General features: G+C 65.9%; 12 protein-coding genes. All 12 read right to left on the bottom strand.

What is annotated here, in order from left to right:
- Positions 1–4: 4 nt before the first annotated feature.
- Entirely contained in the window at positions 5–493 is a 489-nt protein-coding gene (locus K5607_RS05070; protein WP_221048391.1) for a hypothetical protein, read from the bottom strand.
- 9 nt (positions 494–502) lie between these two features.
- A complete protein-coding gene (nirB, locus tag K5607_RS05075; RefSeq protein WP_221048392.1) occupies positions 503–2,938 on the bottom strand; it encodes a nitrite reductase large subunit NirB in 2,436 nt (811 codons plus the stop codon).
- Between the two features lie 730 nt (positions 2,939–3,668).
- The gene (locus K5607_RS05080; protein WP_246598957.1) at positions 3,669–5,363 is read right to left on the bottom strand and encodes a bifunctional protein-serine/threonine kinase/phosphatase; all 1,695 of its coding nucleotides are present in this window, start codon (positions 5,361–5,363) and stop codon (positions 3,669–3,671) included.
- 229 nt (positions 5,364–5,592) lie between these two features.
- Positions 5,593–6,867 (bottom strand): nitrate/nitrite transporter, encoded by a 1,275-nt coding sequence (locus tag K5607_RS05085; RefSeq protein WP_054774849.1) that lies wholly within the window; start codon positions 6,865–6,867, stop codon positions 5,593–5,595.
- A 256-nt stretch (positions 6,868–7,123) separates the two neighbouring features.
- Complete coding sequence (locus tag K5607_RS05090) at positions 7,124–8,476, bottom strand: alginate export family protein (RefSeq protein WP_221048394.1); 1,353 nt, start codon at positions 8,474–8,476, stop codon at positions 7,124–7,126.
- Between the two features lie 42 nt (positions 8,477–8,518).
- Complete coding sequence (locus tag K5607_RS05095; RefSeq protein WP_221048395.1) at positions 8,519–9,310, bottom strand: ABC transporter ATP-binding protein; 792 nt, start codon at positions 9,308–9,310, stop codon at positions 8,519–8,521.
- Positions 9,311–9,521: 211 nt separating this feature from the next.
- A complete protein-coding gene (gene ntrB, locus K5607_RS05100) occupies positions 9,522–10,427 on the bottom strand; it encodes a nitrate ABC transporter permease (RefSeq protein ID WP_221048396.1) in 906 nt (301 codons plus the stop codon).
- Between the two features lie 34 nt (positions 10,428–10,461).
- On the bottom strand, positions 10,462–11,745 hold the full coding sequence (locus K5607_RS05105) for a CmpA/NrtA family ABC transporter substrate-binding protein (protein ID WP_221048397.1): 1,284 nt from the start codon (positions 11,743–11,745) through the stop codon (positions 10,462–10,464).
- 650 nt (positions 11,746–12,395) lie between these two features.
- Positions 12,396–13,658 carry a CmpA/NrtA family ABC transporter substrate-binding protein gene (locus K5607_RS05110; RefSeq protein WP_221048398.1) on the bottom strand — a complete coding sequence of 421 codons (1,263 nt, stop codon included), beginning with the start codon at positions 13,656–13,658 and terminating at the stop codon, positions 12,396–12,398.
- Between the two features lie 282 nt (positions 13,659–13,940).
- Positions 13,941–19,127 carry an AAA family ATPase gene (locus K5607_RS05115; RefSeq protein WP_221048399.1) on the bottom strand — a complete coding sequence of 1,729 codons (5,187 nt, stop codon included), beginning with the start codon at positions 19,125–19,127 and terminating at the stop codon, positions 13,941–13,943.
- 31 nt (positions 19,128–19,158) lie between these two features.
- Complete coding sequence (locus tag K5607_RS05120) at positions 19,159–21,666, bottom strand: EAL domain-containing protein (RefSeq protein ID WP_221048400.1); 2,508 nt, start codon at positions 21,664–21,666, stop codon at positions 19,159–19,161.
- 151 nt (positions 21,667–21,817) lie between these two features.
- Positions 21,818–22,723, bottom strand: coding sequence for a response regulator (locus K5607_RS05125; RefSeq protein WP_054774185.1), 906 nt, complete (start codon positions 22,721–22,723; stop codon positions 21,818–21,820).
- Positions 22,724–22,754 lie beyond the last annotated feature (31 nt).

Below are 22,754 nucleotides of genomic sequence, written 5' to 3' on the forward strand. Positions count from 1 at the left end.
CGGTTTAGGGTTGGGCGCCGCTGCCGTGGGCAGGGCGCGCTCCTACCCGTCCTGTCCAGCGCCGCGCCGCCGCCACGGCTTGCCGGCGGGAGGCGTAATGGCCCAGGACCAGCGCTGCCCAGCCGGCGTCCGTAGGCGCCAGCTGCAAGGCGAACCAGCGGAAGCCGCATTCGTCCCGTTGAGTGGCGCAGCGCCAGCGCAGGTCCGCCAACCGGCCTTGGCGTTGCTCCATCCGCCCGGGCCAGCCGCGCCGCAGCCGGTAGTTGCCGTCGGTGACGGTCAGTTGTTCCCGCCATAGCCAGCGGGCCGATCCCGCCGCCGCCAGCGGCAGTCCCGCCGCCACGCCCGGCCAGCCGCACCAGCCCAGCAGCGCCAAACCCACGGCCGCGGCAACGGCCCCGGCCCAACGGCCGGCGCTTCCTACGGCATAGACCTCGTAGGAGCGGGCATTGCCCGCGACCGGTGCGACACCCGACGCCGCTATCGCGCCCATGGCGCGCTCCTACCCGGCCGCTCGCAGCGGCTGGAATTCGCCGCCGCACTCGGGTTTGGCCAGCGCCGCCCAGGGGTCGTCCTGGGCGCTGCGCTGGGATTCCAAAAAGCGCTGGTGCAGCGCCAAGCGGCCGGCCGCGTCCTCGACGATGCGCTGCTTGACGTAGGCCAGGCCGACCCGCTCGATCCAGTGGGCGGTGCGTTCCAGGTAGCGGGCTTCCTCGCGGTACAGCTGCATGTAGGCGCCGCAGTATTCCTTCACCTCGTCCGCCGTTTCCACTTTGCATAATAGGTCGGTGGCGCGCACTTTCACGCCGCCGTTGCCGCCCACGTGCAGTTCCCAGCCGGAGTCCACCGCCACCACGCCGAAGTCCTTGATGGTGGCTTCCGCGCAGTTGCGCGGGCAGCCGGACACCGCCAGCTTGACCTTGGCCGGGGTCCAGGAACCCCAGGTCATTTTTTCCAGGTCGATGCCCATGCCCATGGCGTCCTGGGTGCCGAAGCGGCACCACTCCTTGCCGACGCAGGTCTTCACCGTGCGCAGGGACTTGCCGTAGGCGTGGCCGGACACCATGCCGCGAGCGTTGAGGTCGGCCCACATGGCAGGCAGTTGCTCTTTCGGCACGCCCAACAGGTCGATGCGCTGGCCGCCGGTGATCTTCACCGTGGGCACTTGGTATTTCTCCGCCACGTCGGCGATGGCGCGCAGCTCGCCCGGCGTGGTGACGCCGCCCCAGATGCGCGGCACCACGGAATAGGTGCCGTCCTTCTGGATGTTGGCGTGCACCCGCTCGTTGATGAAGCGCGACTGCGGATCGTCCCGGTACTCGCCGGGCCAGCGGCACAGCAGGTAATAGTTGAGGGCGGGGCGGCACTGGTGGCAGCCGTCCGGCTTGTTCCATTCCATGGCCGCCATCAGGTCCGGGATGGTCCTGTGTTCGTGGTGGGCGATGAAGTCCCGCACTTCGTCGTGGGTGTGGGGCGTGCAGCCGCACAGCGGTTTTTTGCTGGGCGTTTGCGAATAATCGCTGCCCAGGGTGCTGGCGATGATCTGTTCCACCAGCCCGGTGCAGGAGCCGCAGGAGGCGGAAGCCTTGGTGTGGGCGCGCACCTCGTCCAGGGTGAACAATTTCTTTTGCACGATGGCGTCGACGATGGTCTTTTTGCACACGCCGTTGCAGCCGCACACTTCCGCCGTGTCCGGCAGCTTGGCCGCCTGCGTTTCCGCGCCGTGGCCGGAGTCGCCCAGATGGGCCTGGCCGAACAACAGGTTTTCCCGCAGCGCCGACACGTCGGTGCCTTCCCGCAGCAACTGGAAGTACCAGGCGCCGTCGCCCGTGTCGCCGTACATCACCGAGCCGGCGATGCGGTTATCCTTCAGTACCACCTTTTTGTAGACGCCGCGCGCCGGGTCCTGGAACAGCAACTCTTCGCAGCCTTCGCCGCCCTCGAAATCGCCGGCGGAAAACAAGTCGATACCGGTCACTTTCAGCTTGGTGGCGGTGGCCGACGGCTGGTAGCGGGCGATGCCGTATTCCGCCAGGTGGTTGGCGCACACCTTGGCCTGCTCGAACAACGGCGCCACCAGGCCGAACAGGTTGCCGCGATGCTGCACGCATTCGCCCACGGCGTAGACGCGGGGATCGTAGGTTTGCAAGGTGTCGTTGACGACGATGCCGCGTTCGCAGTGCAAGCCGGCCGATTTGGCCAAGTCGACGTTGGGTCGGATGCCCACCGCCATCACCACCAAATCGGCGGGGATTTCCTCGCCGTCCTTGAAACGCACCGACCGCACCCGCTCGTCTCCCAGGATGGCCTCGGTTTGCGCCGGCATTTTGAACTTGAGGCCGGTCTGCTCCAGGGAGCGCTTCAGCAAGGCGGCGGCCGGACCGTCCAGCTGGCGGTTCATGAGCATGTCCACCAGGTGCACCACCGTCACGTCCATGCCCCGCTTGCGCAAGCCGTTGGCGGCTTCCAGGCCCAGCAGACCGCCGCCGACGACCACGGCGTGCTTGCCGGTGCTGGCCGCCGCCAGCATGGTTTCCACGTCCTTGATGTCGCGGAAGCCCACCACGCCGGCCAGGTCCGCGCCGGGCAGGGGCAGCACCACCGGGTTGGAGCCGGTGGCCAGGATCAGCCGGTCGTAGGCCTCTTCGGTGCCGTCGGCGGCGATCACCCGCCGCTTGACGCGGTCGATGGCGGTGACGGTTTTGCCCGCGTGCAGCGTGATGTCGTGCTGGGCGTACCATTCCGCGCTGTTGAGCACGGTGTCGGCGAAGGTTTTTTCCCCCGCCAGCACCGGCGACAGCAGGATACGGTTGTAGTTGACGTGGGGCTCGGCGCCGAACACGGCGATGTCGTAACGCTCCGGCGCCAGTTTCAAGAGTTCTTCCAAAGTGCGCACGCCGGCCATGCCGTTGCCCACCAGTACCAATTTCTGTTTCATCGCCATCACCCTGTCGGAAAGCGTCGGTTTGTATCGGCTTCGTTCGGGCGATAAAAAACGCCCGCCACAGCCGTTGCTGACTGCGAAGGACGCCGTTGTCCGCTAAGCGCGCCACCGTTGGCGCACCGGTTTGGTTGGTTACCAGCACAGGACGTGCCAGGGCTGCAAACGCCGCATTTAGAGGGGGCGCGGCGCGGCGCGGCGAAGGGGCGGCACCAAAATGGCGCGCGGCGCACAAAGCCAAGGCATGCTTAGGGAGTTCGGCGCGCGGGCGCATACTGTTCGAAGCTTGCGCCGATCGGCGGCGGCGCTCGTTAACAAACCGGAAATCGGCCGTCGGCCCCGGCCTGCGGAGGCCGGTTCGCGCGGCGGAATTGTTCTCGCTGAATTTTGTTATGAAGAACAATCGGTTACGATTGGTGTATTCCTCACGCTTGTGGGGATGAACCGCCGGCGGTTTGGCTGGTGCAATTCGTCGCCGAGTGTTCCCCACGCTTGTGGGGATGAACCGACGATCTCGTCCGGCAGCTGTGCGGCGGATTCGTGTTCCCCACGCTTATGGGGATGAACCGATGTACGGCTCGATCACCGTGATGGGCTGGCTGGTTGTGTTCCCCGCGCTCGTGGGGATGCCCCCCTGACCCTCTCCACCGAAAACGCGGACCTGTGTTTCCAGCCTCGCGGGAGTAAGGCCACTCGATAGTCCGGCGCGTCGGCCGCTTCGGTGCGTTTAGTGGTTCGCCAAACACGCCAGCAACGCGCCCAGCAGTGCCAGCGACAGCACTTGCCAGAAGCGCAGCGGGTTGCGTTCGTACAGGGAGCGGCGGCGCAGCGGGGTGGGGGCGCCGTTGGTGGCGCCGTTTTCCAGGTCGTAGGCCAGTTCCATGGCGTCGGCATAGCGTTCCTTGGGGTTGACCGCCACGGCGCGGGCCAGGGCGGCGTCCAGCCAGGCGGGCAGGTCCGGGCGGTGGTTGGACAGGGGGCGCGGGCGGTGGAAGCGGGGGGTGGTGAAGGGTTCGATTTCGCCGTAGGGGTAGGCGCCGCCGCTGAACGTGCGGTACAGGGTGACCCCTAAGGCGAACACGTCGCTGGCGACGCTGCCGCGTTCGCCTTGCCACAGTTCCGGCGCCATGTAGCTGGGGGTGCCGGGAATGGGGGCGGCGGTGTCTTCGTCCCAGGCCGGAAGGCGCGCCACGCCCAGGTCCAGCAGCTTGAGGCCGCCGTCTTCGGTGACGAGGACGTTGTCCGGTTTGATGTCGCGGTGGACGATGCGCTGGCGGTGCAGGGCGTGTACGGCTTTGCACAGCGTCAGGGCGACGGCGACGCCCGCGTCCAGGCCGAAGCGCCGCTGCAGGCGCCGCTCCAGGGTTTCTCCCCGATAGTAGGCCAGCACCGAATACAGCCGGGTTTGCCGGCCGGGGGGCTGTTCCAGCACCTCCGCTACCCAGGGACTTTTCACCCTCGCGCCGATCCAGGCTTCGCGCAGGAACGCCTCGCGGTATTCCCGCTCGCTGGCGACGCGGGGGTGAGGGAACTTCAGCGCCACGGTTTGGCCGGTGAGCCGGTCTTCGGCCAGGAACAAGCGGCTGTAGCGGCCGTCGGACAGCACGCCGTGCAAGTCGAAACCGTCCACCGATTGGCCGGCTTTGGGTAGCGGCAGGATGGGCAAGCGGCGGATGTGGCCGCTGAGCAGGGAGCGGTCGGCGGGCGGCACGGCCAGCACGTCCACCACCAGGGCGGTGGCGTTGTCGTTGGAGCCCTGCGCCAAGGCCTGTTCCACCAGTGCTTCGGCGCTGGCGGCCGGCGATGCGCGCCGGGCCAGCAGCCGGCGGATGTCGGTCTCCCGCAGGGCGCCGTGGACGCCGTCGGAGCAGAGCAAAAAGCGGTCGTGGGCTTCCAGCAGGTGGGCGGCGTAGTCGGCGCGCAGGTCCTGCTCGATGCCGACCGCCCGGTAGAGGATGTGGGATACGTCAGGCCCCTGTAGGGTGTGGTCTTGCGTGAGCCGTTCCAGCCGCTCGCCGCGCAGGCGGTAGACGCGGGAGTCGCCCACGTGCGCCACGTGGGCCGATCGGCCGCGCAGGATCAGGGCGCTGAAAGTGCAGGACATGCCGGCCAGCGCCGGATCGCGCCGGCCGACGGCGTGTATCCAGGCGTTGCTGGAGGACAGCAAACGCGCCGCGAGCGCCTCCACGCCGAGGGTTTCCGGCAGGCTGTAATAGCCGTCCAGGAACGCCCGCACGCAGGTTTCCGCCGCCACCCGGCCGCCCTTCATGCCGCCCACGCCGTCGGCCAGGGCGAACGCCAGGCCGCGCAGCGCCGTTTCCCGGCTGTCCGTCTCGGCATAGCCGGCGTAATCCTCGTTGCGCTCGCGGCGGCCGGTGGCGGTGTAGAGGCCGGCCAGCACCGACAGTTTGGGTTCGCTCACATTCTGCACGCTGTTGGTCCGTATGCACGGCCGTATCGCCTTGGCCTCAAACTTCCTCTCCCTAAGGGAGAGGGTTGGGGTGAGGGGGCAAAAGGCCGCGGCTTTTATGATGCTTGGCCCAGTTTTATCTATAGGCCCAACTTGCAGGGAAAAGAGCCACGGCCATTCAATTCCCTCACCCTAGCCCTCTCCCGCAGGGAGAGGGGACCAGAAGCGGGACCGGCAGCGGCTAGACGCGCGCTCCCGACACGGCTCCCCAGGTGGTGCGCCAGCGGCTTTTCACCTTCACCAGGCCCATCAATCCTAACAGAGGCAAGCCGGCGAACACGCTGAAACCGGCGGCGAAGCCGTGCTGCATTTCCCAGGAGACGCCCAGCGTCTTGGCCAGGAAGAAGCCGCCGACGCCGCCGGCGCAGCCCACCAGGCCGGTGACCACGCCGATTTCCTCGCGGAAGCGTTGCGGCACCAGCTGGAACACCGCGCCGTTGCCCATGCCCAAGGCCAAAGTGCCGAAGAAGAAGATCGCCACCGCGCCCCAGGCGACGGGCGGCAGTTCGAACAGTCCCCAGCCGGCCACTTTGGCTGCGCCGGCCAGCGCGGGGGCCGGGCCTTCCGGCATGAAGGAGATGGCCAAATAGGCCAGCGACACCAGCAGGAATAGGAACTGCAACGAACGGATGCCGCCGACCCGGTCGGCCAGGTAGCCGCCCACCGGGCGGAACATGGAGCCGGCGAAAACGATGATGGCGACCATCATGCCGGCGGCGATGCCCGACACGTGGTACCAGTTGGTGAAATACAGCGGCAGGGCGTTGCCCAGGCCGACGAAGCCGCCGAAAGTGATGGAATAGAAAAACATGAACCACCAGGCGTCGGCATCCTTCAGCACGGCGGCGTAGTTGGCGAGAGTGACCGGCTTGCGTTTGCCCGGTGCGTCTTTCACCAGCCAGACATAGATCGCCAGCACCAGGAACAGCGGGATCAGCAAAAAGCCGAACACCGACTGCCAGCCGAAGCGTTCCGCCAGCCAGGGCACGATCATGGAATCCAGCACCACGCCCATGTTGCCGGCCCCGGCGATGCCCATGACCACGCCCTGGTACTGGGGCGGGTACCAGCGGCTGGCCTGGGGCAGGGCCACGGCGAAGCTGGCGCCCGCCACGCCCAGCAGGGCGCCGAGCAGTTCCACCTCCAGCTTGCTATGCAGGCCGAAGACGAACACGTAGGCCAGCCCGAGGATCACCAATAACTGGGCCAGGATGCCGGTGAGTTTGGCGCCCAGATGGTCCGCCATGGAGCCGAGGACGAGGCGGAAAAACGCGCCGGACAGGATGGGAATGGCGACGATGGTGAATTTTTCCGCCACCGGAATGTTCAGCTCCTTGGTGATGTAGAGAGCCAGGGGACCCAGCATCACCCACACCATGAAGGACACGTCGAAATAGAGGAAGGCCGACAGCAAGGTGGGCCAGTGGCCGGCTTGTTTGAATTGCTTGAGGTTCATCGCCAGGTTCTCGCAAGGTTGGGGAATGCAAAAAAAAAAGCGTCCGGCGGACGGCGGTGCCAAGCACCGTTCGCCGCGGGACGCCTTTGTCCTGGAACCGGCCCGCATCGGCCGGTTCTTTGCCAGGAGAACAGCATCACTTGTGCCAACCGCTCGCGGGCCGCGGCCGGCCGGTGGCCGCCGCCCGGAGGGACGGCGGAGGGAGGGACGCGCGCGCCAAGACGGGGCATGGCGGCACGTTTTCGGGCGCCGCCGGTTAGAAGCTGATGGAGCCTTGCAGCCAGATTTTCTGGGTGTCGGAATAGGCGTTGACGGCGCTTTTGTTGGGGTCGGCCACGTAGTCGGCGTACTTGACCATGACGGAATAGTGCTTGCCGAATTTCTTTTCCGCCATCAGGTCGATTTCGTGGCCCAGGTCCACCTTGCTGCTGGCGTCGCTGAACTCGTGGTACATGGCGGTCCACTCGATGCCGAGCTGGGTCGTCTTGACGGTGCCGTACATGTCGCGGATGCCGGAGGCCGGCGTGGTGAGGAACTTGTCCGCCCAGCCCTGGAAGGCGTGCAGGGTCGCCAGCGGCGTTTGGAAGGCCGCGCCGTTGTCCGAACCCAGCTCTTCGTAGGCGGCTTTCACGGTGACGCCGTAGAGGTCCAGGCCGCCTTCTGCCAGCCAGTAGTCGGCGTGATAGTGGATGGGATTGTTCTTGTAGTCGGACTGGTGGGCGTATTCCGCCGTGTACAGCGCTTTGATGTCGTCGGTGACGGGCGTCGAGCCGTCGAAGCGCAGGCCCACCGTTTTGGTCGATTTGGTGAAGGAGTTGGCCGTGCCGAGGTTGCGCAGTTCGTCGGCGGTGTCGTAGTCCAGCCATTCGCCGTGGGCGACGATCTTGCCGTAGGGCAGGCCGGTGTAGGCGATGTTGAAAATGGGCGAGTTCATGCCGATGGAGCGGGAAGTGATGTCCTGCACTTTCCAGATGTAGCCGGCGGTGATGGTGGTGTCCGGCAGCGACTTGTTGGTGACGGTGGCGGCGTCGAAGGTTTGTTCCATTTGCCGCCAGCCGACGTTGCCGATGAAGCGGTGGTTGTCGAACACGATGCGCTGGCGGCCGACTTTGACGTTGCTGTCCGGCAGGCCGGCGTAGTTGACCCACAGCTGGTTGACTTCGTTGGCCTGGGGATCGGCGACGATGGGGTAGGCGGTGCGGCCGTTGCGGGTGCTGTTGTAGTCGTTGAAGCCGATGTCCTGGTTGCCTTCGTATTCGGCGAAGCCGGTGAAGCCGGCGAAAGAGGGCGTCAGGTAGCCGAGGCGAATGCGCAGGGTGGAGGCGTCGGCCGGGTGCTTGATGGCGGTGGCCCGGCCGGTGCTGAGGACGCGTTCCTGGTCCACGTACTCGTAGCGGTAGCGGGCGTCGAAGTTGACCCGGCCGTATTTGCCGCCGCCCAGCTTCAGGGCGTTTTCCACCTCCTCGTCCAGGCCGCCGTGGGCCGGGCCGGCCAGGCCGGCCGCCAGCAGTCCCAGGGACGCCAGCCAGGTGGAGGGGGGGGGGCTGTATCGGATTCGGTTGGTGTGGCGGGATGAACCAAACGTGGGTTGGTCGTGCTGCGGTTTCATGGGTTTCTCTCCGTAGGTTGGGGAAAAGCGTTGCCTGGGGGATCAAGCGGCCTTGGCGTGGCGTTGGTGCAGGAAACGCAGCACTTCCGCCCGGTAGTGGTTGTATTGCGGGTTGTCCGCCAGCTCCAGGCGGTCGCGCGGGCGCGGCAGTTCGACGGCCAGGATGTCGCCCACCGTGGCGGCCGGGCCGTTGGTCATCATGACGATGCGGTCGGACAGCAGCACCGCTTCGTCCACGTCGTGGGTGACCATGACGACGGTGGAGCCGGTGGCGGCGGTGATGCGCAGCAGCTCGTCCTGCAGGTGGGCGCGGGTGAGGGCGTCCAGGGCGCCGAAGGGCTCGTCCAGCAGCAGCACCTTGGGTTCCATGGACAGGGCGCGGGCGATGCCGACGCGCTGCTTCATGCCGCCGGAGATTTCGTGGGGATATTTGTGGGCGGCGTGGGCCATGTGCACCAGTTCCAGGGCGTCGGCTGCCCGCCGTTGCAGCTTTTCCTTTTTCTCCTTGGCGCCGAACACCCGCTCCACCGCCAGGTGGACGTTTTCCTGGCAGGTCATCCACGGCAGCAGGGAGTGGTTTTGGAACACCACCGCCCGCTCCGGGCCGGGGCCGGCGATTTCCCTGTTGGCGCACAGGGCGGCGCCGCGGCTGATGTCCAGCAGGCCGGCGACGATGTTGAGCACGGTGGACTTGCCGCAACCGGAGTGGCCGATGATGGAGACGAATTCGCCTTGGGCGATGGACAGGCTGACGTCCCGCAGGACCGGGAAACGCCCCCGGCGGGTTTCGAACACCATGTCGACGTGTTCGAGTTGGACGAATGGGGTTTTCATGGGGTTGCTCCTCGTTGGATGAGTGATCGTTCCCACGCTCTGCGTGGGAATGCATCCGGGGACGCTGTGCGTCCCGGTTGGCGAAATGCCTTCCGAATTTCTGCCACCTTGCCGGTTACGGGACGCAGAGCGTCCGGGGCGGCGTTCCCACGCGGAGCGTGGGAACGATCATCGTTTTTTTATCGTTCCCACGTGCGCGTGGGGACGATGTTCAGGCGCCATGGGTGAGCTTGCCGGCCAGGAACAGCAGCAGGTGTTCCAGGGCGAAGCCGATGATGCCCACCACGAAGATGGCGATGAGGATGTGCTCGACGTTGAGGTTGTTCCACTCGTCCCACACCCAGAAGCCCAAGCCGACGCCGCCGGTGAGCATTTCCGCTGCCACGATCACCAGCCAGGCCACACCGATGGACAGGCGCACGCCGGTCATCATGTAGGGCAGGGCCGAGGGCAGCAGTATCTTGGTGAAGATTTTCCATTCCGACAGGTTCAGCACCCGCGCCACGTTCATGTAGTCCTCCGGCACCTTGGCGACGCCGACGGCGGTGTTGATGATCATGGGCCAGATGCTGGAGATGAAGATCACCCAGATGGCGGCCGGGTGGGCGGCGTTGAACACCAACAGGCCGATGGGCAGCCAGGCCAGGGGGCTGACCGGGCGCAGCAGGCCGATGACCGGCGCGGCCATGCGCTCCAGGAAACGGAAGCGGCCGATGAGGAAGCCGCAGGGCACGCCCACCGCCGCCGCCAGGCCGAAGCCCAGGCCCACGCGCTGCAAGGACTTGAGGATGTTCCAACCGATGCCCTGGTCGTTGGGGCCTTTGTCGTAGAACGGATCGCTGAACAGCTCCACGGCCGAAGCCCAGGTTTTCACCGGACCCGGCAGCCGCTCTCCGCTTTGCTGGGACACCAGCGCCCAGGCCAACACGAACAGGCCGATGCCGAGCAGCGGCGGCAGCAGGGCTTTGGCGGCGTTTTCCACGGCCTGGGACAGCCGCCCGGGCAAGGCGTCCGATGGAGCGGCTGGGTCGACGGACGCCGGGGCCTTGATCGCCGCCGTTTCGACGGCGATCACCAGCGGCGTCGTGGCGGATTCGGGAACAATGACTGCGTTCATAGCGGTTTCCTCACTCATAACAGGCCGTGGCGAATCAGGCTTTGACGGCGAAGCCGGCGGCGTAGGCGGCCGGGTTGGAGCCGTCCCACTTCACGCCGTCGATCAGGGTGGAGCTGCGCATGGGGCTGGCCGGCAGCGGCACTTTGAGTTGGGCGGCGGCCTCCTTGTACAAATCGATCTGGTTGATCTGCTTGGCCACCGCCAGGTAGTCCGGGTCCTTGTCCAACAGGCCCCAGCGGCGGTGCTGGGTGAGGAACCACATGCCGTCGGACAGATAGGGGAAGTTGACTGTCCCGCCGTTGTGGAACTTCATGTAGTTGGGGTCTTCCCAGCTCTTGCCGATGCCGTTGTCGTAATGGCCCAGCATGCGGCCCTCGATGACTTCTTCCGGCGCGTTGACGTAGGCCTTGCCGGCGATGAGCTTGGCCACTTGCGGGCGGTTCTTCGGATCGTCGATGTACTGGGAGGCTTCCAGCACCGCCATGAGCAGGGCGCGGGCGGTGTTGGGGTTGGCCTTGACCCAGTCGGCGGTGGCGCCCAGCACTTTTTCCGGGTGATCCTTCCAGATGTCCTGGGTGGTGGCGGCGGTGAAGCCGATCTTGTCGTAGATGGCGCGGGCGTTCCACGGTTCGCCCACGCAAAAGCCGTCCATGTTGCCGACGCGCATGTTGGCCACCATCTGCGGCGGCGGCACCACCACGGTTTTCACGTCCTTGATGGGATTGATGCCGTAGGCCGCCAGCCAGTAGTTCAGCCACATGGCGTGGGTGCCGGTGGGGAAGGTCTGGGCGAACGTGTATTGGCGCGGTTCGCCCTTGAGCAGGGTGGCGAGGGATTCGCCGTCGGTGACGCCTTTCTGGTTGACCTGGTCGGCCAGGGTGATGGCCTGGCCGTTGTTGTTGAGGGTCATCAGCACCGCCATGTCCTTCTTCGGCCCGCCGATGCCGAGGTGCACGCCGTACACCAGGCCGTACAGCACGTGGGCGGCGTCCAACTCGCCGTTGACCAGCTTGTCGCGCACGCCGGCCCAGGAGGCTTCCTTGCTGGGGACGATCTTGATGCCGTATTTCTTGTCCAGGCCCAGTTCCGCCGCCATCACCACGGAAGCGCAGTCGGTCAGCGGAATGAAGCCCACTTTGACTTCGGTTTTTTCCGGCGCGTCGCTGCCGGCGGCCCAAACGCCCGGACTGAGGCTTAAGGGGGCCAGGCCCAGCAGGGCGGAAGCGCCCAGCACGGTACCACTGGTCTGGAAAAATTTGCGCCGGGAAGGCGATTGCGGGCCGTCGGTGCTGGTTGGGGTGTCGTTGCTGTCGCTCATGGCAAGTCCTCGAAAAAACGCGCACAAAAAAAAGCGTCCGCCAACGGCAGCGCGGTTGCGCTGGCCGTTGTCGGACGCCTTTGTCCAAGTCCCGCCGGCCGCCATTGGCCTGCGAGTGCTTTGCCGATTACCAAGCATGCGATATGCCAACCGGCATTCGGCACGCCGGCAAACCGGCGAGCAGGGGCGGGACACGGTTTGGTTGTCGGAGAGGATTACGACAACGGCGGCGCCGTTGTCGCAATCCGTACAAGGGGAACCGATGCCGGAAGGGCGCTCCCATGGGGCAGGATATGGCGCCGGATTCCGCTCAACCGCTTGCCACGCCAGCGGAAATAGCGTCGGTGCGGCGTGCGTGCGGAACGTCGTGTCTCGGCGGCGCCCGCCCGCTGGGGCCGGGCAGGGGGCGATGCCGCCGTGACGATTGTTGCGTTCGCTGCAAAGCGCATTGGGCCGCGTTATGCCGGACATTTCGAGGTTTTGTCGCCCATCCGGGTGCACGGCGCACCGGGAACGAACAGTGCTGGCCGGAGCGATGGGCGAGTAGGCCGTGTCTTAGGCGGTAAGGGGAGCGCGAGTTGGACTGGGGTTCCCGGCATGGCGGCCGGGGACGGAAGGGGAAAGGGCGTCCTTGCCCCGTCGTGGCGGGATTAAGGCCGTTTCGCCGGCATCGGGGCGGAGGAGGGTTCGAACACGCTGCCGTCGAAGAAGCGGTCCGGCCCCATGTCGAAACTGTGGGTGGCGGTGGCCAACAACCAGGGTTGGTCGTGGGCTCCGGCGGCGTTGTGGTCCGGCGGCGGGCACGGCAGGCCCAGTTTCGCCGCGGCCGCCCGGTACAGGGCGGGAAGATAGACGCCGGCCGCGGCGGCGGCCACGTCCAGCGGCCCTTTCAATTGCCCCCAGCGCAGCATTTGGCTCACCAGCCATTCGGCATGGGTCCGGCGCGGGATGTTGGCGGCGTAGCGATGGAATACGTGAAAGTCCGGGAACGCGGCGGCGGCTTCCCCTTTGCCGTAGCGGAACTCGCCCAGCAGGCCGGCGCGTAGCAGCTCCACCGGCGCATCGACGTATTCCGGGCCGGACAGCAATTCGGCGGCTTCGGCGCGGTTTTCCGGCGGATCCAGCCAGCGGGCGGCCTCGATGAGGGCCATGAGCACGGCGCGGTGGGTGTTGGGGTGTTGCTGCGCCCATTGGCGGGTGACGCCGAACACCTTTTCCGGGTGGTTGTTCCAGATTTCGTAGCTGGCGATCAGCACGTGTCCCAGGCCGTCTTCCACCGTGCGGGTGTTCCACGGCTCGCCCACGCAATAGCCGTCGATGAGGCCGTTCTGCAGGTATCCGGCCATGAGCGGCGGCGGCACCACCGTGAGCGTGATGTCGCGGTCGGGATCGATGCCCGCCGCCGCCAGCCAATAGCGCAACAGGTAATTGTGCGAGGAACAGGGGTAAACCATGGCGAAGCGCAGGGGCGGGCGGCCGGCGGCGCGGTCGCTGTCGATCAGGGTTTTCAGGACTTGGGCGGTGAGCGGCCGGTTGGCCATGGCTTCGCCGTCCGTGTCCAGCAGGCGCCGGTAGAGCGCGTTCGATACGGTGACGGCGTTGCCGTTCAAGCTCATGGCGAAGCCGGTGACCATGGGCTGCTGGAACGCTTCCGCTCCCAGGCTGGCGGCCAGCGGCATGCCGGCCAGCATCTGCGCGCCGTCCAGCACGCCGCAGCAGACTTTGTCGCGGATATTGGCCCAGGAGGCTTCGCGGGATAGGGTCACGTCCAGGCCGTGGCGATGGAAATAACCGTGCTCCAGGGCTACCGCCAGCACGGCGCAGTCGGTCAGCGGGACGAAGCCCAGGTTGAGCCGGGTTTTTTCCGGGACGCCGTTCTCGGTCGGCATAACGGGGTCGGTTTGATGGGGCATGGAGGAATCTCCGCCTGGACGAGGTTGCAACAAAAAAGCGTCCGCCGACGGCCGGGCGTGGTTGCAACGCCGCCGTCACCGGACGCCTTTGTCCTGGGTACGTCGCGGCCGCCTTTGGCCCGCGAACGGTTCTTGCCAAGGTTGAAGCATGGCGCATGCCAATCGCCGCCCGGCGGCGGGACCGGCTTATGCCGCGTAAACAGGCGGGTTTTTGCGCCAGGCCGGACGCCGGCGCAGGCCGAGGTGGTGCGCGCCGCACCAAAGGGGCGCGGCGGCCGGCGTTCAGGCGAGGGGCGTTATCAGGGCGAAAACCGCGCCGTCGCCCGCGTTGCCGGCTTCGATGCGGCCGCCCATGCTGTTTTCGATGATCATCTTGGACATGTACAGGCCGATGCCGGTGCCGGTTTCCTTGGTGGAGAAATACGGCTCGAACAGGCGTTCCATGGCTTCCGCGGCGATGCCGCCGCCGTTGTCCGCCAGGCTGAGGCGCGCCTCTCCATGCTCGGCCCAAAGGCGAATAGCCACTCGGCCGTGGCGGATGTTGCGCTGCAGGATGGCTTCTTTGGCGTTGCCCAGCAGGTTGAGCAGCACTTGGGCGTATTCGTTGGGAAAGCCTTCCAGGTAAAAGTCTTCCGGCGCGTCCAGCGCGATTTCGATGTCGTGCGCTTTGAAGCTGGCCGACACCAGGCCGACGGCGTCGTTCACCGCCGCCTTCAGGGAGAAGCGCTCCTTGCGCTTGTCCGGCCGGAAAAAGCGGCGGAAATCGTCGATGGTGTGGGACATGCGTTCCACCAGGCGGCGGCCGTTGGCCACTTGCGTTTCCAGGTAGTCCGGCGTCAGCTCGCCGAATTGCTCGGCGTCTTTCAGGTTGGCCAGCACCAGTCCCAGGGCGTTGAGGGGCTGGCGCCACTGGTGGGCGATGTTGCCGATCATTTCCCCCATTACCGCCAGGCGCGATTGGCGGATCAGCAGGTGGTCCTTCTCGCGGCTTTGCGCCACTTCGTCCTTGACCCGCTGTTCCAGGCCGGCGTTGAGCTGGGCGATTTGGTCCCGGGCCTGGCGCATTTCCCGGATCAGCCGGGCGTTTTCCAGGGAAATGGCGGCTTGGGCGGCGAGCAGCTCGGCCATGCGCGCCTTGTCCGGGCCGAACAAGCCGGGCGATAAGCGGTTTTCCAGGTACAGCGCGCCGGCCACTTGTCCTTGTTGCAACAGGGGAAGGCACAGCACCGAACGCAGCCGCGCTTCGCCGACCTTGGGCAGGTTGCGGAACTCCGGCGCCGCCAGGGCGTCGTCCAGCACCAGCGGATTCTTGGTGCGCAGCACGTATTGCACGATGCCCGGACTCAATTCGGCCGCCTCGGCCATGCCGTGCCGCCGTTCGCCGGTTTTTTGGCCGACGCGCCGCTCGGCCAGCAATACCGGCTGGCCTTGTTCCAGCATCAGCAGGAAGCCGCTTTGCGCGCCGGTGGCTTCCAGCATCACCGTCAGGATGCGGTCCAGCAGGGTGTCCAGGTCGATTTCCGCCGACAGGGCCAGGGCCGATTTCATCAGGTATTCGGTGTCCAGGCTGGGCAGGGTTTCCGGTTGCTCCGGCGCTTCCGCGGCCAGCGCTTTGCGCCCTTCCTCCAGGGCGTCGGGATATTTCTCCAGCAGCTGGATTTCCTTGCCCCGCGCCCGGCAGCGGCGGTACAGCTCCAGCGCTTCGCGCAAGAAGTTTTCGGCGCTGGCGGGATGGGACTCCAGCAGCAGTTCGCCCAGGGATTCGTTGGCGTAGGCGGCCAGGAACAGGTAGCCCTGGCCGTGGGCGGTCTCGATAGCGTCCAGGTACAAGTTGCGGGCTTCCTTGATGTCGCCCAGGGCGCACTCCCGTTCGGCGCGGATCAGGGCCAGGTAGGGCTGGAGCAGCGGTCCCAGGCCGGCCCAGGTTTCCAGTTGGCCGATGAGGGGATCAACGGCGGCGCGCAACCGCTCGGCGCCGCCGTCGAACAGGCCGCCGCGGTAGAGCCGCAGTGCGTTGAGCACGCGGAAGGCGTACCACTGGCGCTTCAGCACGTTGTCGGTAAGGCCCGACAGGTAGCGGTTGACCGCCTCCAGGCACCGGGCCGCCTCGGCGTGGCGGCCGTAGTAGTAATGGCTCAGGGCCAGGTGGACGAAATAGCTGCCGGCCGAGGCCACGTGGTTGCGGCTTTCCCACAGGGCCAGGCGTTCGTCCATGGGCTCCAGCGACGCCGTGGGGCTGGCCATGGGCTCCACCCAGCCTTTTTGCACCGCTTCCGCCAGCCCGACGGAAAATTCCAGCTGGTTCTTGCGGGAAAAGTCCAAGCACTCGGCGGCGATTTCGGCGACGGCGGCCAGGTCCGCCCCCAGCACCTGGCTGTTCCACATCAAGGGGCCGTAGGACAGGCCGGCGTTGTAGAGGTCGCCGCAGTTCTTGCCGCACTGGATGCCCTGGCGGCAATAGGCGGCGATGTCGCGGGGGTGGCTGCGGGAGTGCATATTGCACCAGACGATGCCGTTGATGCCGCGGGTGGCGCCGAAAGTGTCCGGGTGGCGGGCGCACAGGTCACGGGCCAGGTCCTCGTAGCGGAAGGCCAGCTCGAAGCGGCCTTGTTCGCCCAGGTTGAGGCCCATGATGGAGAAGGAGTAAATCACCGATTCGTCCATGCCGCCGGCCAGGCAGTGGGCGGTGGATTGGGCGGCGGACAGGTACAGCTGCGGCACCAGGCCGGACATGTACAAATCCGGTATCAGCTCGCTGTAGAACTTCAGCTCGATCTTGCTGCGCCGTTCGCCGCTGAAAGGCATGTCGAGGATGGCGCCCCACACGTCGCGCCCGCCGGCGTGGATATCCTCCATCAGCTTTTCCATGCGCGCCTTGGCTTCCTCGGCATTGGCGGGGATGTCCTTGCCGAAATAGGCCAAGCCCCGGTTGGCGGCCTCGATGGCCTTGATGAAGTTGCCGATGGAGGACAGGGAGGTGGTTTGTTCCGCCAGGGCTTCGGCTCGGTCCAGGTCGCTGGCGGCGCGGGCGATGAGGGTGTCGATGAGGCTTTCCGAACGGTCGTAGCGGCCGCACATCAGCTCGGTTTTCGCCAGTTTCTGGTGGATCTGGAAGGTTTCCGGGTAACAGCACTCCCAGCAGTCCTCCGGCAGCAGCGCCAGGGCGGCGCGGAAGTATTCGTTGGCGGCTTGGGTGGCGAGGGCTTCCAAAGCCTTGTCGCCGGCCTGGTGGTTGATGCCGATCAGGGTGAGCGTCGCCGCCTTGTCCAGTTGTTCCGGACGGCCCAGGTTGAGGTGGGCGGCGATGGTGAACAGATTGTCCTGCTTGGCTAGGGCCTTGCCTGCGGGCACCGCTTGCAGCAAGTGGTGGCCGATGCGCCAGTGGATGGCGCGCCGCCGCTCGGCATCCAGCAGGCGCAGCACCGCTTCCTGCACCCGGTCGTGGACGAATTGCAACTCGGACTTGCTCTCCATCAGCAACCCCATGCTCAGCACCGGCTTGAGCCGCTCGAACAAGGCCAGCAGCTCCAGTTCCAGGATCAGGGCGATGTCCTCGGCGGTGAAGCGGTTGCCCATGCAGGCGCAGAACACCAGCACGTCCAGCGTCTCCGGCGGCAGCTTTTTCACCTTGGCGCCGAACAGCTCCACCACCGTGGGCGGCATGTTGGAGGCGTGGATTTTTTCCATGTCCCAGCGCCATTGGCCGTCCTCGCCGTAGTGCAGCAGCTCCTGGCCGTGCAGCCAGGACAGGCTCTCGCTGACGAACAGCGGGTTGCCTTCGGTGAGGTCGGCGACAAAGGCCGACAACAGGGCGGTCTCTTGCAGCGACAGGTCGAGGATGTAAGCCACCATCTCGTGGCAGTGGGAAGCGTCCAAGGGGCCGATGCGCACTTCCCTCATGGGCAGGCGGCGCGATTGGTTGGCGCGCAGCAGCCGGGTGAGGGGATGGGCGCCGTCCACCTCGTTGTGGCGGTAAGCGCCGATGAAGTACAGGTAGGGGTAGTCGGCGGCGCCGGCGAACACGTGGTCGAGAAAATCGAAAGTAGCGCTGTCGCACCATTGCAGGTCGTCGATGAACAGCACCAGGGGATTTTCCGCCGTGGCCAGGCAGGCGAGGAAGCGACCGAACAGGCTGTTGAAGCGGTGGCGGGCTTCCACCGGCGGCAGGGGCGGCACTTCCGGCTGGGAGCCGAGCAGGATTTCCAGTTCCGGCAGCACGTCGGTGAGCAGCCGCCCCTGCTGGCCCACGGCGGCGAGGATTTTCCCCTTCCAAGCCGCGACTTGCGGGTCGCTTTCGGTGAGAAACGTGCGGATCAGGTTGCGCAGGGCTTGCAGCAAGGAGCTGTAGGGGATGTTCTTCTGGTACTGGTCGAACTTGCCGGAAGTGAAATAGCCGCGGTGCTCTACCAAAGGCCGTTGCAGCTCCTGGATCAAGCGGGTTTTGCCGATGCCGGGCAGTCCGGAAATGAAGACGGAATGGAAGCCGCCCCGGATCACCGCGTCGTAGCCGTCCAGCACGGTGCGGGCCTCCTGGTCGCGGCCCACCATGCGGGAAATGAACACCACCCGCCGGGCGTGGTCGCGGGTGCCCAGGCGGAATTCGGCCACGCCGCCGGAGGCGAGGTATTCCCGCTGGCAGCGGATCAGGTCGGCGTAAAGGCCGCCGCCGCTTTGGTAGCGCTTTTCCGGCTCCTTGAGGCTGAGCTTGGCGACGATGCGCGACAGCATTTCCGGCACGGCCGGGTTGAGGCTGTGCAGCGGCGGCGCTTCTTCCGCCAGGTGGGAATGGATCAGCTCGAGGGGGTCGGTGCTCTTGAACGGCAGCCGGCCGCTGAGCAGTTCGTAGAAGGTGATGGCGAGGGAATACATGTCGGTGGAGAAATCCACCCGGTGGTTGATGCGTCCGGTCTGTTCCGGCGAGGTGTAGGCCAGGGTGCCTTCCACAAAGCCGCTGTCGTAAATGAAATGGCTGATTTCCCGCACGTCGATGGGGGTGATGAAATCGATCAGCCGCACCGCCAGGGTATCGGGGCGGATGAGGATGTTGTGGGGCTTGATGCCGCCGTGGACGATGCCGCCGTCGTGCACGGCGGACAGGGCTTGGGCCAGCTCCAGGGCGATGGCGAGGAAATCGGCCATCGACACCGGGTTTTGCCGTTGCCGCCAGGCGTCCAAGGGGATGCCGGGATAGTGCTCCTGCACGATGATCTGGATGTCGCCGTAGCTTTCGAAAGCGGTCGGGGTGATGACGCGCACGTCGTGGATCACCTTGAGCCGTTCCACTTTCTGGCGGATGTAGCGCCGCAGGCTTTCCTGGCGCAGGGGCGTCTTCAATATCTTGAGGGTGACCAGCCGCTGCGGCGAGTTTTTGGGGGAGGCCTTGTAAATGACCGAATGCAGGCTTTCGCCCAGTTTCTCCAGCAGGCGGTAGTGAGGCAGGGCGGGCAGTTGTTCGGCGCCGCGCTTCATGAAGGGCTCCCCGCCCGGCGGTAGGCGGCTTTCATTGCGTCACCAGCACGCGCCGCGCCAGCAGGGCGGCGGCGTCCTCGGCGCAGACGGGCCGGCTGAACAGGTAGCCCTGCGCCTCGTCGCACTGGTGGGCGCGCAGGAAGCGCAGTTGCTCCAGGGTTTCCACGCCCTCGGCGACGACTCTCAGGTGCAGGTCGTGGGCCATGCTGATGACGGCGCTGACGATGGCCGCGTCGTCGCTGTCGTCGGCGATATCGCGCACGAAGGACTGGTCGATTTTCAGCGCGTCGATGGGCAGCCGTTTCAGGTAGCTCAGGCTGGAGTAACCGGTGCCGAAATCGTCGATGGACAGGCGCACGCCGATTTTTCGCAGCTCCGCCAGCATGACGACGGCGCCGGCGGTGTCCTCCATCAACATGCTTTCGGTCAGCTCCAACTCCAGGTAGCGGGCGTCCAGGTCGCTTTGCCGCAGCGCGTCCAGCACCTGGTCCTTGAGGCGGCGTTGGCGGAATTGCAACGCCGACAGGTTGACGGCGACCGGCACCGCCAGCAGCCCTTGTTCCTGCCAGGCGCGGTTCTGGCGGCAGGCGGTTTGCAAGACCCAGTTGCCGATGGCGGCGATTTGGCCGGTGTCCTCGGCCAGGGGGATGAAGCGGCTGGGCGGCACCCAGCCGAGTTCCGGGTGTTCCCAGCGCAACAGCGCTTCCAGTCCGAGCACGCGCCCGCTGTCCGCATCCACTTTCGGTTGGTAGTGCAGGCGGAACTCCTCCCGCTCCAGGGCGCGCCGCAGGCTGGTTTCCATGGACAGCCGCTCCAGCGCGCCGGCGTTCATGCTGGGGGTGAAGAAGACGTAACTGTTGCGCCCGTCCTGCTTGGCGGTATACATGGCCGCGTCGGCGTTTCTCAGCAGGGTGTCGAAGTCCTCGCCGTCGTCCGGGCTGAGGGCGATGCCGATGCTGGGGGTGACGGCGAGCTGGTGAATACCCACCTGGAAAACCTCCTGCATGGACCGCAGGATTTTTTGCGCCACCTGCATGGCCTCGTCGCCGTTGCGGACTTCCGACAGCAGCACCACGAATTCGTCGCCGCCCAGGCGCGACACCGTGTCCGTTTCCCTCACGCTGTCGGACAGCCGCCGCGCCACTTCCACCAACAGGGCGTCGCCCACGGCATGGCCGAGGGAGTCGTTGATGAGCTTGAAACGGTCCAGATCGAGAAACAGCACGGCGGCGCGATTGCCGTGCCGTTGCCGTCCCGCCAGGGCCTGCACCACGCGGTCCCTCAGCAGCAGGCGATTGGGCAGATGGGTCAGCGGATCGTAATGGGCGAGAAATTCGATGTGTTCGGTGGCCGCTTTGAGCTTGCTGATGTCGGAGAAAATGCCGATGTGGTTGACGATTTCCCCCTTGTCGTTGCGGACGGTGGAAATGGACAGCCATTCGGGAAACACCTCGCCGTTTTTGCGGCGGTTCCAGATTTCGCCTTGCCAATGGCCGTCGGTCTGGATGGCGCTCCACATGGCCTGGTAAAAAGCCGCGTCCTGGCGGCCCGATTGCAGCAGTTTCGGGTTGCGGCCCAGCACTTCGTCGAGCCCGTAGCCGGTGAGGCGGGTGAAGGCCGGGTTGACGGAGACGATGTCGTTGTTGCTGTCGGTCACCAGGATGGCGTCCTGGCTTTGCGAGAACACCCCGGCCGACAAGCGCAGTTCCTGCTCGGAACGGCGCTGTTCGGCCAGGTCGCGCATCACCGCCAGCACTTCCTTGGGCGCTCCGCCGCTGTCGTGGCGCAGCAGCAATTGCAGAATGACCGGCGCTCGGCCGCCGTTCCGGCGCAGGAGTTCCAGCTCGAATTCTCGGGTGAAGCCGCGCACCCACAGCTCGGTTTTGAGCATCTCGTACAGCGGCTCGCGGAATTCCGGCGCGATCAGCTCGAACAGGTTCTCCCCCTGTATCGCCGCTTGATCGCGGTAACCCAGCAGCCGCAGGAATGCTTCGTTGCATTCCAATATCTGCACATTCATGTCGGCCAGGCCGGCGGGTTCGGCCGGTTCGCCGCCCGCCACGGAAATGGCGATATGGGACAAGTGGAACAGCAGGCGGTAGCGCTCTTCCACCTCGCGCAACGCGGCTTCCGCCCGCACCGCGCGGGCGCTGTTGAGCAGGGCTTGCAGTAGCGCGCCGGCGTCCACCGGCTTGACCACGTATTTGTCCACGCCCAGGTCGATGGCCTTTTGGAAATAGGCGGGCTCCTCGAAGGCCGTGGTGATGATGATGGGAGTGGTCGGGCTGAGCTCGCGGATGGCGGCGCCCATTTTCAGGCCGTCCATGACCGGCATGAGTATGTCGGTAATCACGATGTCCGGCTTGCGCCGCCGGAAGGCGTCCAGGCCCTTGCGGCCGTCGCTGGCGGTATACACGGCGGCGCAGCGGCGCTGGAGGAATTGCGCCAGCTGCTCGCGGATTTCGTCCTCGTCCTCCACGTAGAGCACGGACAAGGTTTTGAGATAGCGCAGATCGTTGTCGTCGCGAGGCGTATCCATATCGGCACTGCGTGAGTTGGGAAAATGGATGCTAGCCGGGCGGCCCGCGGCCGCTCGGCTAGCCCTGGCGAAAGTGCGCGGGCGCGATTTTGAGTCTAGTGCCGCCCGGGAGAAAAACAAATGCGAATCGCCGCCGGCCCGGCGGGTCAGGTTATCGGGCGGGCGGCAGGTTGAAGGTGGCGACGACGGTGTTGCCGTTGCCGTGGAATTCCAACCGGTCGCAGCTGAGCTTGTGCGCGATGGCGATGCCGCGCCCATGGGGATCGAATGCGCGTTCCGGGGAGAAGTCGAGGTAGTCCTGCCAGCCGAAGCCGTCGCCCTGGTCTTGAATGGTCAAGCTGATGCTGTCGGCTTGGCGCTGGAAAAAAACCTCTACGTGGCGCTCGCGGTATTCCGGCAGCTCCAAGCGGCGCTGCACTTCCTGCTGCCATGTCCCGGCCATGATCAGCGCGCTTTTGTCGGCGTAGGAAATTCCCAGGTTGCCGTGCTCGACCGCGTTCACCAGCAGCTCCTGCAGTCCTTGGATGGCGCGTTCCGGCTGCGGGCAAGCGCGGGCCAGGTAGTTGGCCAGCAGGCGGCCTTCATCGAGGGTGCGAAAACGGAAAGAGCCGCTGCACATCAAGGCCAGCGGGCGTTCGGCCCGGCGCACCTCTTCGACCAGCTGGCGGTATTCGTTCGCCTGGCTCACGGCGGCCTGCACCACCGCGATCAGCACTTCCGGTTGCAAGGGCTTGGTCAGGTAGTAATACGCGCCCTGGGTCAGTCCCTCCCGCACGCTGTCTCGATCGTCCTTCGCCGTTTCCATGATGACCGGCGTGTGGGTCAGCTCGGGATCGGCCTTGATGCGGCGCAGCAGATCCATGCCGTCCATGCCCGGCATGATCCGGTCCAGCAAGATGACATCGTAACCGGGGCGTTTGGCGCGCAGGTGCTCCCAAGCGGTCAGCCCGTCGGCGCAAACGGTGACCTCCATGCCTTGCGATTGGAGCAAGTCCTGGACGATGGTGGCGATGATTTCTTCGTCTTCGGCGAGGAGGATGCGCATCGGGGTAGGCATGGGTTTGGTTCCGGTTGAGTGATGGCGGCGC

The sequence above is a fragment of the Methylogaea oryzae genome (assembly GCF_019669985.1).
Lineage (GTDB): Bacteria > Pseudomonadota > Gammaproteobacteria > Methylococcales > Methylococcaceae > Methylogaea > Methylogaea oryzae.